The organism is Pseudomonas moraviensis subsp. stanleyae, from assembly GCF_036283065.1.
GTDB lineage: Bacteria > Pseudomonadota > Gammaproteobacteria > Pseudomonadales > Pseudomonadaceae > Aquipseudomonas > Aquipseudomonas stanleyae.
Genome location: NZ_JAADJI010000021.1, coordinates 1 through 14,564 on the forward strand (window position 1 = coordinate 1; position 14,564 = coordinate 14,564).

General features: G+C 61.7%; 11 protein-coding genes. 2 read left to right on the forward strand and 9 right to left on the reverse strand.

What is annotated here, in order from left to right:
* Nucleotides 1-439: 439 nt before the first annotated feature.
* From hglS to GXB78_RS27655, 6 genes are all read right to left on the reverse strand, one after another.
* A complete protein-coding gene (hglS, locus tag GXB78_RS27630; RefSeq protein WP_329517797.1) occupies nt 440-1,828 on the reverse strand; it encodes a 2-oxoadipate dioxygenase/decarboxylase HglS in 1,389 nt (462 codons plus the stop codon).
* Nucleotides 1,829-1,916: 88 nt separating this feature from the next.
* The gene (gene glcF / locus GXB78_RS27635; RefSeq protein ID WP_329517798.1) at nt 1,917-3,137 is read right to left on the reverse strand and encodes a glycolate oxidase subunit GlcF; all 1,221 of its coding nucleotides are present in this window, start codon (nt 3,135-3,137) and stop codon (nt 1,917-1,919) included.
* 2 nt (nt 3,138-3,139) lie between these two features.
* Nucleotides 3,140-4,189 (reverse strand): glycolate oxidase subunit GlcE, encoded by a 1,050-nt coding sequence (gene glcE, locus GXB78_RS27640; RefSeq protein ID WP_329517799.1) that lies wholly within the window; start codon nt 4,187-4,189, stop codon nt 3,140-3,142.
* Nucleotides 4,189-5,688: a glycolate oxidase subunit GlcD gene (gene glcD / locus GXB78_RS27645; RefSeq protein WP_329517800.1), complete on the reverse strand. Its 1,500-nt coding sequence runs from the start codon at nt 5,686-5,688 to the stop codon at nt 4,189-4,191. The genes glcE and glcD overlap by 1 nt, the downstream gene beginning before the upstream one ends.
* A 175-nt stretch (nt 5,689-5,863) precedes the next feature.
* Nucleotides 5,864-6,790: an alpha/beta fold hydrolase gene (locus GXB78_RS27650; protein ID WP_329517801.1), complete on the reverse strand. Its 927-nt coding sequence runs from the start codon at nt 6,788-6,790 to the stop codon at nt 5,864-5,866.
* A gap of 21 nt (nt 6,791-6,811) precedes the next feature.
* Nucleotides 6,812-8,266, reverse strand: a complete 1,455-nt coding sequence (locus tag GXB78_RS27655; protein ID WP_329517802.1) for a flavin-containing monooxygenase — start codon at nt 8,264-8,266, stop codon at nt 6,812-6,814.
* Between the two features lie 188 nt (nt 8,267-8,454).
* Here GXB78_RS27655 and GXB78_RS27660 point away from each other — a divergent pair, with 188 nt between their 5' ends.
* Together GXB78_RS27660 and GXB78_RS27665 are read left to right on the forward strand one after the other, a co-directional pair.
* Entirely contained in the window at nt 8,455-9,528 is a 1,074-nt protein-coding gene (locus GXB78_RS27660; RefSeq protein WP_329517803.1) for a diguanylate cyclase, read from the forward strand.
* Between the two features lie 209 nt (nt 9,529-9,737).
* Complete coding sequence (locus GXB78_RS27665; protein WP_329517804.1) at nt 9,738-10,973, forward strand: M20/M25/M40 family metallo-hydrolase; 1,236 nt, start codon at nt 9,738-9,740, stop codon at nt 10,971-10,973.
* Between the two features lie 363 nt (nt 10,974-11,336).
* Here the strand turns inward: GXB78_RS27665 and GXB78_RS27670 are convergent, their stop codons facing one another.
* The 3 genes from GXB78_RS27670 to GXB78_RS27680 all read right to left on the reverse strand — a co-directional run bounded on the left by GXB78_RS27670 (nt 11,337) and on the right by GXB78_RS27680 (nt 14,459).
* Nucleotides 11,337-12,206 (reverse strand): isocitrate lyase/PEP mutase family protein, encoded by an 870-nt coding sequence (locus GXB78_RS27670; protein ID WP_329517805.1) that lies wholly within the window; start codon nt 12,204-12,206, stop codon nt 11,337-11,339.
* 152 nt (nt 12,207-12,358) lie between these two features.
* Nucleotides 12,359-13,393, reverse strand: coding sequence for an arginine N-succinyltransferase (gene astA, locus GXB78_RS27675; protein ID WP_329517806.1), 1,035 nt, complete (start codon nt 13,391-13,393; stop codon nt 12,359-12,361).
* A 49-nt stretch (nt 13,394-13,442) separates the two neighbouring features.
* The gene (locus GXB78_RS27680; protein WP_329517807.1) at nt 13,443-14,459 is read right to left on the reverse strand and encodes an arginine N-succinyltransferase; all 1,017 of its coding nucleotides are present in this window, start codon (nt 14,457-14,459) and stop codon (nt 13,443-13,445) included.
* Nucleotides 14,460-14,564: the final 105 nt, after the last annotated feature.

Here is a 14,564-nt window from a genome sequence, read left to right on the forward strand (position 1 = left end):
ACTGACTGTTATCAAGGAGCGTGCCAGGTTTTGCGCGGAGCCCGGATGGCGGGGACGCCATGGTCGTTGGTGATCATTCGGGGCGATTTTTAGCGGAAAAGTCCGGAGAAAGTGCGCAAGAAGTTGCGCAGTACTGCGCAACTTCTTGCGCACTTGGCTGCAGGCCTTTGACTGCGGGGGCTACAGAGGATTTACCCCCTGAAATATTACGACCAACTGCGCAACTTCTTGCGCAGTTGGGCATTTGCCGGGACCGAGGTGTTGCCTTCGCGAGCAGGCTCGCTCCCACATGGAATTCGTGGATCGCCCTAAGGCTTGGGCCTACACCGAACCTGTGGGAGCGAGCCTGCTCGCGAAGGCATCTGTTCAGGCAAAACATCAGCGCCTGACACACCGCTATCGCGAGCAGGCTCGCTCCTACAGTAGGGCGGCGCAAAGCTCAGGTCAGCTTGATACCCAAAGTTTTGGCACATTCTTCAAGCGACCGCCGTTGCGTCTCGGCGTACAACTCCAACTCATCAATAGTCGGGCGCCCCAGCGCTTCTTCAAAAGCCTGGCGATTGGAGTGTTCGGCGTAATGCGTCTGCGCAGAATCGCCCAGGTTCGACTGAAAAATCCCGGCTGCGCTCACCGGCAGGAAATCTTCGTACACCAGCGGCTCCGCTTTCACGTAGCCATCGCGCAACAAGTCCTCCAGGGACGATTCGCCAAGTCCGTGCGCCGCCAAACCCTTTTCCGTAGCGAAATAACGAAAGTACGCCAGCCCCTGTTCGCGCATGCCCTCGATGCTGTCAGGAAATTCCGCAAAGTGCTGAGTCATCAGCGCGTTGTAGCGTGCGGCGTTGGCTTCGTTGGGAAAGTCGCCCAATTCATCGCGAGCAGCATTCAACAGGCGGTCATACAGCGCGCGACCTTTGGGCGTGAGGGCCGCGCCGCGTTGTTCGATTTCGCCGAAACGCGCGCTGTGGCTGCCTCGGGTTTCGGGCTGATCGGTGAAGGCGATCGGTTCGTCCAGTGCTTTGAAGCTGGTCTGGCGTAGCAGGATCGGGCAGTTGCGGCGCGGTGGGCCTTCGATCACCGCTTTCGGTGTGATGCCATGGGCGGGCATTTGTTGCTGCACGGTGTCGATGTCCAGCGTACGTGGCGTCAGGTGATTGATGTGTGGGCCTTTGAATGCGACGACGTCGGCGACCAAGCGGTGCTGGGCGCTGAGTTTCTGGTATTGCGCAGCGCTGACGGTGGCGCTGTGGTGCCAGCGAAAAGTTTCCAGTGCCTGTCGGACGAATTCTGCGGCTTCAGTTTCATTCAAGCCGCCTGCTGTTTCCGCCTGTTCAATCAGGCGCAACGCGGCGTCGGTGAAGATCGCACGACGGGCCAGCACCAACTCGGCAAACGAACGCAGTTCAGAATCTTCAATCAGCTCTAGACGCAGCAACGAGGTGAAAACGCGAAACGGGCTGATCTGCAGCGCCTCTTCATGCACCGCGCGAAACGCCGTTGAATGCACCGGCACGCCCGCCGGGGTCAGGTCGTAATAACCCACCGGTTGCATGCCCATCACTGCGAACAAGCGGGCGAGGGTAGCCAGTTCGGTCGCGGTGCCGACGCGGATGGCGCCGTGGCGTTCCATGTCCAGCCGTTCGATTTCGCCGGTGCGCTTGAGTTGCCCGGCAATGTCAGGCTGACGTGCGATCACTTCGCGGTTGGTTTTCTCCACCAGTTCCATCAGCGCGCCGTACAGCGGCACCTCTTCGCGGTACATGTCGGACATCGCTCGGGAGAAGCGTTGGCGGATCAGGTCGGGGCTGACGAACGGCTGCACGGTCATGAAAAAAATTCCTGCCACGGTCACGGAATGGATGCCGGGAAAGATCGCAGCCTTTGCCCACGCGGGCAAACGAAGAATCCTACGAACTTCATTCTGCCAACGACTGATCCACCAGCTCGATCCAATGCTTGACCGGCGTGCGCCCGGCGCTGGCCAGATGACTCTGACAGCCCACATTGGAGGTGACGATCAACTCAGGCCGGCCGCTTTCCAGCGCGTTGAGGCGCTGGTCGCGCAGTTGCCGTGCCAGCACCGGTTGCGTCAGCGAGTAGGTGCCCGCCGAGCCGCAACACAAATGGCCGTCCGGCACCGGCGTAAGGTTGAAACCGAGCCGGGTCAGCACTGCTTCCACCGCGCCGCCGAGTTTCAGCGCGTGCTGCAAAGTGCATGGGCAATGCACGGCGATGCGCCGTTCGCTGGCGGCGCAGACTTGTTCCAGCGGTTCCTCAGCGAGGATTTGCACCAGATCCCGGGTCATTTCGCTGATCCGCCGTGCTTTCAAAGCGTAGATCGGATCGTCCGCAAGCAAATGCCCGTAGTCCTTGATGAACGCGCCACAACCGCTGGCCGTCTGCACGATGGCTTCGGCGCCGTTCTGCAGATGCGGCCACCAGGCATCGATGTTCTGCCGGGCACGGTCGAGGCCCTTGGCCTGTGCATCGAGGTGATAATCGAGCGCGCCGCAACAACCGGCCTCGCTCACCGGCGTAACGCTGATGCCCAGGCGATCAAGCACCCGCGCCGTCGCGTCATTGGTATTCGGCGACAAACCCGGTTGCACGCAACCTTCGAGCAACAACACCCGGCGCGCATGCCGAGGAGCAGGGCGCGATCCCATAACGCCCAAGCGCTGCGGCAGTTTGCTTTCCAGCAGGCGCGGCAGCAGTGGTCGAAAGGTCGCGCCCATTCGCAGCAACCCCTTGAACAAACCCGGATTCGGCGCCAACGCGCGCAGGCCTTCGCGCAGCAAACGCTGGGCGGCCGGGCGCGGCACCGCGTGATCAACCACCGCGCGACCGATGTCGAGCAGGTTGTGGTAGTCGACGCCGGACGGGCAGGTGGTTTCGCAATTGCGACACGACAGGCAGCGATCCAGATGCAACTGCGTCTGCTCGGTGGCGGGTGCGCCTTCCAGCACTTGCTTGATCAGATAAATGCGCCCGCGCGGCCCATCCAGTTCATCGCCGAGCAATTGATAGGTCGGGCACGTCGCGTTGCAGAAGCCGCAATGCACGCAGGTGCGCAGGATCTTTTCCGCCTCGGCGGCGCGGGGTAATTGGCGCGATTGCTCGCTGAGGGTGGTTTGCATGGCTAGACCTCCGCGTACATTCGCCCGGGGTTGAACAGCCCTTGCGGGTCGAGTTGCGCCTTGAGTTGCCGGTGGTAGCGCAGCAAGGTCGGCGCCAAAGGTTGAAACGGCGAATCGGTGGCGCCGTGCGTAAAGCACGTCGCATGGCCGCCAAATGATTGGGCGAGGGCGTGAATCTCGGTGCTATCGGATTTGAGCCAGCGTTGTGCGCCCGCCCAGTCGATCAGTTGCTCGCCGGGCAGCTCGAGCGGGCCGAGATTGTTTGGCAATGACAGGCGCCACAGCGGCAAGCCTTCGTCGAAAAACCTCAGGCGCTGTTCGTTGAGATCGCGCCAGAAAACCGAATCCAGCGGTTCGCCGCCGATGCGTTGATGAGCCGCCGTCACCGATCCTTCGCCACCTTCCAGACGCAAATACAGACTTTGGCCGTCGTGGCACGCGGCGCTGATCGGCAGCGGTTGCTGACCCCACTCAGCGAGTTTGCTCAAAGCGCGGACACAATCGATGTCGAGGCGAATGCTCAGGCACTGGCGTGGTTTCGGCAGGACTTTCAGTGACACTTCGGTCAGCACCCCGAGGCAGCCGAAACTGCCGGCCATCAGCCGCGACAGGTCATAACCGGCGACGTTTTTCATCACTTCGCCACCGAAGCGCAGATGCTGACCGAGACCGGTGATCACCCGCGTGCCGAGGACGAAATCGCGCACCGAACCGGACCACGGCCGGCGCGGCCCGGACAACCCTGCGGCGATCATGCCGCCGACCGTGGCGCTGTCAGCGAAGGATGGCGGTTCGCAGGGCAACATTTGCCCGGCGTCATCCAGCGCCGCGAGCAGCTCGGACAATGGCGTGCCGGCGCGCACCGTGACCACCAGTTCCGTCGGATCGTACTGGACGATGCCGCGATGGGCGCGGCTGTCGAGCACTTCGCCGGCCACCTCGCGACCAAGAAACGCCTTGCTGTTGCCGCCCTGAATCTTCAACGGCATGGCATTGGCTCGCGCAGCATTCACTTGGTCGAGCAGGGCCTCGGCGGCATCGAAATCAGCCATCAGAATCGCTCCAGCTCGGGGAAGGGCAGTTGCCCGGCGTGGATGTGCATCGCGCCAAATTCGGCGCAGCGGTGCAGGGTCGGAATGTTCTTGCCGGGGTTGAGCAGGCCCTGCGGGTCGAATGCGGCTTTGACCGCGTGAAACAGCAGCAACTCGTCGCTGTTGAACTGCGCGCACATCTGATTGATTTTCTCGCGGCCGACGCCGTGCTCACCGGTAATGCTGCCGCCGACCTTCACGCACAGTTCGAGGATCTTGCCGCCCAACGCCTCGGCGCGATGCAGCTCGCCCGGCTGGTTGGCATCGAACAGAATCAGCGGGTGCATGTTGCCGTCGCCGGCATGGAACACGTTGGCCACGCGCAAACCATATTCCTCGCCGAGGCTGGCGATACCTTGCAGCACGGCGGGCAATTCGCGGCGCGGGATGGTGCCGTCCATGCAGTAATAATCCGGCGACAACCGACCAATCGCCGGGAAGGCGTTTTTGCGCCCGGCCCAGAAACGCACGCGTTCAGCCTCGTCCTGAGCCTGGCGCACCTCAGTGGCGCCGGCCGTTGTCATGACTTCGCGCACCCGTCGGCAATCGTCGTGCACGTCAGCTTCAACGCCGTCGAGTTCGCACAGCAGAATCGCTTCGGCGTCGACCGGATAACCGGCGTGGATAAAGTCTTCGGCGGCGCGAATAGCGAGGTTGTCCATCATTTCCAGGCCGCCGGGGATGATCCCGGCGGCGATGATCTCGGCGACGGCGCGGCCGGCCTTCTCCACGGAATCGAAACTGCCGAGCAAGACCTTGGCGACTTGCGGTTTCGGCAATAGCTTCACCGTGACTTCGGTGATGATTCCCAACAGACCTTCGGAGCCGGTGAACAACGCGAGCAGGTCGAAGCCGGCGGAATCGAGCGCCTCGGAGCCCAGCGTCAGGCGTTCGCCCTCGATGGTCAGCACTTCGATTTTCAGCACGTTGTGCACGGTCAGGCCGTACTTGAGGCAATGCACGCCACCGGCGTTTTCTGCGACGTTGCCGCCGATCGAACAGGCGATCTGCGATGACGGATCCGGCGCGTAATACAGGCCGAATGGAGCGGCGGACTGGGAGATGGCGAGGTTGCGCACTCCCGGCTGAACCCGCGCGATACGGGCGGCGGGGTCGATATGCAGGATGTTGTTGAACCGCGCCATCACCAGCAGCAGGCCTTTTTCCAGTGGCAGCGCGCCGCCGGACAATCCGGTGCCGGCACCTCGGGCAACCACCGGCACGTTGTTCTGATGGCAGAGTTTCAGCAGGGTCTGCACCTGTTCGAGACGCCGGGGCAGGGCCACCAGCATCGGCGTGGTGCGGTAGGCGGACAGGCCGTCGCATTCGTAGGGTTTGAGTTCATCCTCGCGCCAGAGGATGTCCAGATCCGGCAGGGCTTGTTGCAGGGCCTTGAGCAATTCGGCCTTGTTTACCTCGGGCAACGGACCGTCGAGGCGTTCGTCGTAAAGGATGTTCATCGCCAACCGCCGATGTCTTGGGGTTGAAATACCCACCTGTGGCGAGGGAGCTTGCTCCCGCCGGGGCGCGAAGCGGCCCCTCTCCTGCGAATGCGCGGAGTCTGATTCAACGCGCTGGCATTGGGTCTGCTGCGCAGCCCAGCGGGAGCAAGCTCCCTCGCCACAGGGTAAGCGTTCATTTTTGCGATCCCAGAAATTGCTGGTACAACCGCGCCGTTTTCGCCGGCTGTTCGACCATCGGCATGTGCCCGACGTGATCCCACACATCCACTTCGAGATTGGCAATGCCCTTGCTCCAGACCGGTACGCTGCTGACGTCGATCAGGCGGTCCTTGCGCCCCCACAGCAACAGCGCCGGGCATTTGATATCGGCCAGTTTCGGTTCCATCGGCGGGCTGGCGTGGAAGTCGCGGAAGATTTCTTCGAGCTCATCGCGCTGTTGCTCATACCGCTGGGCGACGGCGTCCAGCACCAGCTTCGGCACCCACGGCGGCGACTCCATGGTCATCGCGTAGAAACGCTGAAACTCTTCGCGGGAGTTGATCAGGAACGGATTGTGCCCGCGCGCCAGGTGACGCTCCATGTCGCTTGGCTCCGGTGCGGTGACGCCGGCCGGGTCGATCAAAGCCAGCGAGGCGATCCGCTCGGGATAGCTCGCCGCGAGCCACGCAGCGATGTAGCCGCCCATGGAGTTGCCGATGACATGGACTTTCTCCACGCCGCAGACATCGAGCAGCTGAATCATGCGTTTGGCCTGCACCGCAATGTCGTAACCGCCGCCAGCCTTGAAGCCGGTTTCGCCGTGGCCGGCCAGATCCGGGATGATCACCCGATACTGGCGGACGAAGTGTCGGGCGCAGCGCAGCCAGAGGTTTTTGTCGGCGCTGAAGCCGTGCAGCATTAGAATCGCGCTCGACGCCTCGTAGGGCCCGCCTTGCCAGGTCGACACGGTCATTTCGGCGATCGGCACTTCGATCTTGTGCAATTTGTACAACCTGGCCTCGATGGCCATGGCCAGGTCGTACAGCCAATGGCCGACCGCCGGGTAACTCAACCAGCTCCAGGCCACGAAAACCGCGAGTGCGACAAACAGCAAAAGCATCGACGTCTTCCTTTTACGTGTTCAGGAAAAAATATGGTCGGCCGGTTTCAGCGCCCGGGTCAGCAGGTGATAGCTGAAACTGAAGCCGGGAAACATCGCGATCACATGACCGCTCTTGCTCTGGTACCAACTGTGGCAGCCGCCGGACTTCCATACCGTGCGCTGCATTTCCCGGTGGATCATTGCAGTGTAGGTACGTTCCGCGTCATGGCGCACTTCGATGCTGCGCAGGCCTTTGGCCTGCACGGTGCGGATGCAGTCGAGGATGTAATTCATCTGCGATTCGATGATGAACAGCGCCGAGGTGTGGCCAATGCCGGTGTTCGGCCCGGTGACGATGAACAGATTGGGGAAGTCCGGCAGGCTGGTGCCCAGATAGGCGCGCGGGTATTCGGCCCAGACATCTCTGAGTTGCACCGCGTTTTTGCCGCTGACCGGGTAGGAAATCACCCCGTCGGTGGCGTCGTAACCGGTCGACCAGACGATCAGATCAACATCGAGATGCTCGCCGTCCAGCGTGTTGATCCCGCTTTCGTCGATCGACGCGATGCCATGCTCGCGACTGTGCAGCGTGACGTTGGCGCGGCTCAGCGCCGGGTAGTACGTGCTGGACACCAGCACCCGTTTGCAACCGATGGTGAAATCCGGGGTGAGCTTCTGTCGCAGCAGCGGGTCCGGAACCTGGCGCTTGAGAAAGCGCAGGGCATGTTGCTGGACCAGGTGAATCGCCGGTTTCGAGTATTTGAAAGCGATCACTCGGGTTTCGAATTGCCAGTAGATCAGCCATCGCAACAGCTTGTACGCCGGTTTCAAACCGAGCAGCCAGCGCTGGAACCGGCCGAATTTGCGATCGGCACGCGGCAACACCCAATGCGGCGTGCGCTGAAACACATGCAGGTGTTCGACTTGCGGTGCAATCGCCGGAATCACCTGGGCGGCGCTGGCACCGCTGCCGACGATCGCCACGCGTTTATCGTGATAGTCGTAGCTGTGATCCCAATGGTTTGTGTGAAACGTCTTGCCTTGAAAGCGATCCATCCCGGGGAAATGTGGGATGACCGGCTGACTCAACGGCCCGGAGGCGTTGATCAGGAACTGCGTGTGAAAGATGCCTTTGGCGCGGGTGTGCACCGTCCAGCGTTTTTCCGCCTCGTCCCATTCGACGCGCTCGACATCGGCTTGCAGCTCCACTCGCTCGCGCAAACCGAACTGCTCGATCACCTGCTCGGTGTAGCGTTGCAGTTCCGCCTGTTCGGCGAACATCTGCGACCAGCGGTAGGGTGCGAATGACAGCGAATACAGCGGCGACGGCACGTCCACCGCTGCGCCGGGGTAGGTGTTCTGGCACCAGGTGCCGCCGAAGAAGTCGCGTCGCTCCAGTATGCGGAAGTCGTCAATCCCGGCTTTGAGCAGGTTGACCGCCGCGCACTGGCCGCCGAAGCCGCTGCCGATGATCAACACATGGTAGGTGTGCATGGGCCCCCTTTTTATAGTTGTTTTTCCTTTTCCCTGTTTCATTTATAGCCAACTCTGGGCTTCGTGTGCGGCGCTGATAGCGCTCTATTCAGGCCGCTGGCCGGTGATGGCTATTTAACGGCGCCCTGATAGACTCCGAACACATCCGTGTCGGGTTGTAACCATCGCATCGCGCGGTCGAGGCCCTTATGGGAAATACGCGGGGAAAGGGACTTTCACTGGCCAGGAGGCTGTACAGGTCGCGGGTGTTCGGGCTGCTGCTCGGGCTGATGTGTGTCAGCGCGGCGATGTATACCCTCGATCCGCCGCTGTGGGTGTGGGGCCTGATGCTGTTCAACGGCTTGATCTGGCCGCATCTGGCCTTTCAATGGGCGCGCCGTTCGAGCGTGCCGTTTCGCGCCGAACACCGCAATTTGTTGATCGACGCGTTCATGGGCGGCTTCTGGGTCGCTGCCATGCAATTCAATCCGCTGCCCAGCGCGACCACGATTTCGATGATGGCGATGAACAACGTCGCCATTGGCGGTGGGCGATTTCTACTCGCCGGGACGGCTGCGCAGCTTTTCGGAATAGGCTTGGGCCTGGTGATGTTTGCGCCGGCGTTTATCCCGCAAACAACGCCACTGGAGCTTTACGCCTGTTTGCCGTTGTTATTGCTGTATCCGCTGGCGCTGGGCTGGATCTGCTTTCGTCAGGCCTCGACCCTCGGCCGGCACAAGCGCGAGCTGTTGGCGCTCAGTCGTACCGACAGCCTGACCGGGCTACTCAACCACGGCGCATGGAAGGATCAACTGAACCTCGCATTCCAGCGTTGCAAACGCCAGCAGCAGGGCGCGGCGATTGCGCTGATCGATATCGATCACTTCAAAGCGATCAACGACACCTACGGCCACGTCGCTGGCGACATCGTCCTGCGCCAGTTGAGCAAGTTGCTCAAGCACAATCTGCGCGCCAGCGATGTAGCCGGCCGCTACGGCGGCGATGAATTCTGCGTGATCCTGCCGGAGCTGCCGCTGTTCAACGCCGCCCAGGCCATGGAAGCCTTGCGCGAGCGCTTCGCAATGCTGGGCTACGAGCAGAACCCGGCGCTGAAGGTCAGTCTAAGCATTGGCCTGGCCGCCTACGACCCGAGCCATGCCGACGCCACGCGGTGGCTGGATGATGCTGATCAGGCGTTGTATGAAGCCAAGGCGAGTGGGCGCAATCGGGTGATTTGCAACAGCGACAATAAGCCGAGGCAGGCGCTGCTGGATTCGGTCTGAGGGGGGAGGGCTGGTACCTGTGGGAACGAGCCTGCTCGCGAAAGCGCTGGGTCAGGCGGTATCAATATCGTTTGCCACGACGCCTTCGCGAGCAGGCTCGCTCCCACAGGGGATGTGTTGTCGGTTAGATCAGTGTCGCATCCGCTATAGAGCCTTGCGCCAATGTCGGTTACGGTTGAACTCCCCCGACACGAAACAAGGACTGCTTCATGACGTTCTCATTTCCTCGCTCTCTGCTGGCCGCCAGCCTCGGTCTGTCCCTCGCGTTCTCGGCCGTAAACGCCGCCGAACCGCATAAACAAGTGCTCGCCGATGCCGAGCAGTACCAGCCTGAAGCCCTGAAGCTGTTGGAGCGGCTGGTCAATATCGACTCCGGTTCAGGTTATGAGCCTGGCCTGAAACAGGTCGGCGACATTGCCATTGATGAGCTGAAGAAACTCGGCGCCACTATCGAGTTGGTGCCGAACACGCCGGACAAATCCAACCATGTGCTGGCCACGCTCAAAGGCACCGGCAAAGCGAAGATCCTGCTGATGGCGCACATGGACACGGTGTTCAAGGAAGGCTCGGCAGCCGAACGGCCATTCCACATCAAGGACGGTCGCGCCTACGGGCCGGGGGTGATGGACGACAAGGGCGGCATCGTCGCCGGCATCTATGCGCTGAAAGTGCTGAAGAACCTAGACTTCAAGGATTACGCGCAGATCACTTTCCTGCTCGATGCCAGCGAAGAAACCGGCTCGGACGTCGCCACTGATCTGATCAAGAAAACCGCCAAACAGCACGACGTCACCCTCAACCTCGAACCGGGCCGTCCGGCCGATGGCCTGGTGGTGTGGCGCAAGGGCAGTGCGACGGCGCTGGTTGAAGTCAAAGGCAAAGCCGCCCACGCCGGCGTTGCGCCGGAATTGGGCCGGAACGCGGCGATGGAAGCGGCGCACCAGATTCTGCAATTGGGCAAGCTCGGCGACGAGGCGAAGAAAACCACCATCAACTTCACCGTGCTCAACGCCGGCGACCGCACCAACGTGATTCCTGTTCAGGCCACGGCCAAGGCTGACGTGCGCGCGGCGGTGCCGGAGGAGTTCGATCGCATCGAGAAGGATCTGGCGCGGGTCTCGCAGGACAAGTTGATTACCGAGACCGAGGTGAAAACCTCTCTGCAGCGCGGACTGCCGCCGATGCCGCAGACGGCTGAGTCGGATCGCTTGATGGCCATGGCTCAAGGGATTTACGGCGAGATTGGCCGCAAGCTGACCGAGGAAGGCAGCGGTGGCGCGGCGGATGCGAGTCTGTCCGCAGGCGTCGGGACGCCGACGCTGGATGGCTTCGGGATCGTCGGCGGCAATATTCACACGCCCGAGGAATACGCCGAAGTCGCGAGCGTGGCGCCGCGGATTTATTTGTTGTCGCGGATGATCATGGAGTTGGCCAAGCCGCGGTGATGGGATTGGTGGTGTGAAAGTTTGGGGCGGGGTGTCAGTTGACTCACCCCTCACCCTAGCCCTCTCCCCCAGGAGAGGGGACTGACCGTGTTGTACATAATTAGTGCGGCAAGCTTGAAAATTATCTGCTGAATTCAAACTCGCACTCAACACGGTTCACCACGTCGGCGCAGATCCTGAGCATCCCCCATTCAGTCCCCTCTCCCTCTGGGAGAGGGCTAGGGTGAGGGGCTTTTGTGTGGCGGAAACACGGTTTAGCGGCATAGCGGAAAGCGCTTTCGCGAGCAGGCTCGCTTCCACAGGGGACCGCATTTCAACTGTGGGAGCGAGCCTGCTCGCGAAGGGGACGATGCAGCGTATGCATCATTCCTTGACGCTCATGTACTCCTTGGCCCAGAGAATGTATTCCTCGGGCTGGGTATAGGTGTGGGTCAGTTCAGTCGCGCTCAGGTCGGCGGCCTGGGTGAATATCTGCCGCTGTTCGCGCAGGCTGTCGTAGGTCGCTTTGATCGCGGCGAAGTAGGCGCCATGGCCGTCGATGGTCACGCGCACGCCCAGTTCGGCGAGGCGTTTGTCGTCGCGCAGCGCCGGGTTGCCGTAGGTGACCAGCATCAGCGGCACGGTCAGGTGCTCGGCGATCTGTTCCAGTTGATCGAAGTCCTGCACGCCGACCATGCAGATACCGTCAGCGCCTGCCGCCTGATATTGGCGGGTGCGGCTGATGATTTCCTGGTTCGGCAGAATGCCGGCGTTGGTGCGGGCGATGATTGCCATCTCGGTGTCGACCCGGGCTTCCAGCGCCGCGCGGATCTTGCCGACGCCTTCGGCCACAGTGATCAGGTCGGTGGATTTGCGCCCGAATTGCGCGGGCAGCAGGGTGTCTTCGATAGTCAGTGCCGCGACGCCGGCGCGTTCCAGTTCGACGATGGTGCGCATGACGTTAAGGGCGTTGCCGTAGCCGTGGTCGGCGTCGGCGATCACTGGCAATTGGGCGACGCGGCCAATGCGCGTAGCCTGTTCGGCGAATTCGCTGAGGGTGATCAGGGCGAAGTCCGGTGCGCCGAGTACCTGCAGCGAAGCGACGGAACCGCCGAGAATACCCACTTCAAAACCCAGGTCAGCAGCGATGCGGGCGGACATTGGGTCGAACACCGAAGCCGTGTGATAGCAAGCGTCGGAGGCCAGCAGCTGACGAAAATTACGGCGCAAATCTTGATGGGAAAGCCTGGTCATACGAGTTCCACCAATACATAAGGAATGGAAAGGCTTGAGCAAAGGTGTCAACGCCGAAGAATGAAAAGGCTATCACGCGAATGGGTCAAGAATCATGACGAATTTGCGCGGCAGGACTGGCGGCTGAAAGGTTTAATCTCCCGCGCTGGATGTCAGGCCGCCACGGCGTGTTGCTGTTGATGGGGCAGGAGCACCGCGCGCACCGAATTGCCCGGCTGAAGTTGCAGGCGTTTGGCAGTGAGCCGATCAACCATCAGGCTATTGCCCACCAGACGACCGCGGGCCACGGTGATGCGGCAGTTTTCTAACCGACGGTTGTGAATCAGCCACAGTGGCGCCTGCTCATCCGGGGTGCCGAGGCTCAGGGTCAGTTCGAGGCTGTCGCGCACCGTGCGGATGCTGCGGATCGGCGCTTCGATGACCGGGCCACCGTCGAAAATGTCGATGTAACCTTGGTGCGTAAAACCTTCGGCCTGAAGGATTTTCAACGCCGGCTGGGTGTTTGGATGAGTCTGGCCGATCGCCGCCTGCGCCTGTTCGGTCAGCAGGCAGGTGTACAGCGGCTGACGCGGCATCAGTTCGGCAATAAAGGCTTTGTTGCCCAGGCCTGAAAGGTGATCGGCATGGGTGAAATCCATCTGGAAAAAATGCCGACCGAGGCTGTCCCAGAACGGCGAGCACCCATTTTCATCGGCGCTGCCGCGCAGTTCGGCGATCATCTTCTCGCCAAACAGATGCGGAAACTCGGCGACAAACAGCAGACGCCCCAGCGACAACAAGCGGCCGTTGCTGCCGCTGCGCTGATCATGGCGCAGGAACAACGAGCACAGCTCCGATTGGCCGGTCAGCTCGTTATTCAGGAACAGCGTCGGAATCTGCCGCTGAATGCCCAGGTCCGGCGCCGAACTGACGGTCACCCCGAGCCGGTAGTTGTACCAGGGCTCGCGCAAGCCGACGGCGCCGGCCATCGCGCTGACACCGACCACGCGCTGGTCATCATCCTCGAGCACAAACAGGTAATCGGCATCAGCGCGTTCCACCTGTTCGGCGAACGCCCGTTGCGCCCAGCGCACCCGATGCGCGAGGCGGTCTTCGTTGGCTGGAAGGGTGGTGAAACCTGGCCCGGCCTGTTCGACGAGGGTCATCAAGGCAGGCAGGTCGCTGACTTTTACCGGACGGACGATCATGCTCCAACTCCTTCGGCGTACCGATTCAGGCAGCCACGGCAAGCGCGGCTCACAGCGCGACCAACCGAATCGAACTGCCATCGCTGACCTTCAGCGCCGCGCAGATGGCGGGCGTCAGGGGCAGCGGTTGATCGCGGTGATAATCGAGTTCGGTGACGATCGCGCGGTAGTCATGCAGGGCGTCGTTGCTCAGCAGGTAACGGCCGCGGGCGTCGGTCGAGGCTTGTTGCCTGACAGTTGCAGTCTGGCTGGCCGCGATCGAGCGAATGTTCGCGGTGCGCGCATACAGGGTCGGACCGGCGTCGAACAGGTCGATGTAGCTGTTGGTTTCGAAGCCTTCACGCTCGAGGATGTCGAATGCTTCCTGGCCGTCCGGATGCACGCGGCCGATACAATCCTGCGCCGCTTGCGGCAGCATCGGCACGTAGATCGGGTATTGCGGCATCAGTTCGGCGAGGAACGTGCGGCTCTGCAACCCGCACAGACGCTCGGCTTCGGCGTAGGGCAGGTCGAAGAAGTGCTTGCCCAGCGCATCCCAGAATGGCGAGTGCCCGTGCTCGTCGCTGTAGCCGACGATCTCGGTAATCACCGCCTCGGAGAACCGCTGTGCATGGGCGGCAATGAACAGCAGGCGCGCCCGCGACAGCAGTTCGGAAAACGGCGTGCGCACCAGCGCGGCGTCGATGTGGAAACCGCGCAGCAGGGTATGCCCGCTGAGGTCATGGCACAGCGACAACGCCGGCACGCCATGCTCGATGTTCAACTCTCGCGAAGCGCTGGTGAAATGGCGGTTGCGCAGGCTGTAGAACGGCTCCTTGAAGCCGGCGGTAGCGAGGATTTCCGAGCAGCCGACCAATTGCTGGCGATCAAGATCTTCGAGCACAAAGAAATAGTTTTCCGGCCCCTGCGCCGTGGCGGCGCTGTCGAAGGACGCGCACGAGGCAGCGATTTTCTCGCGCAGGTGTTCGCTGTCATCGGGCAGCGAGGTCACGCCGATCAGGCTCTCGCGGGCCAGGCGCTGTAGCTGGGGCAGATCATTCTGCTCGACTGGGCGTAAGACCAGCATGGATGTACTCCTGTATCAAAAGGTTCGGACCGTTCGCCGAACCTGACTATCACTGTCGGTTTCCACGCGTTAAATCGGCGGTCGCCTGATTTGTTGTCAGACGCC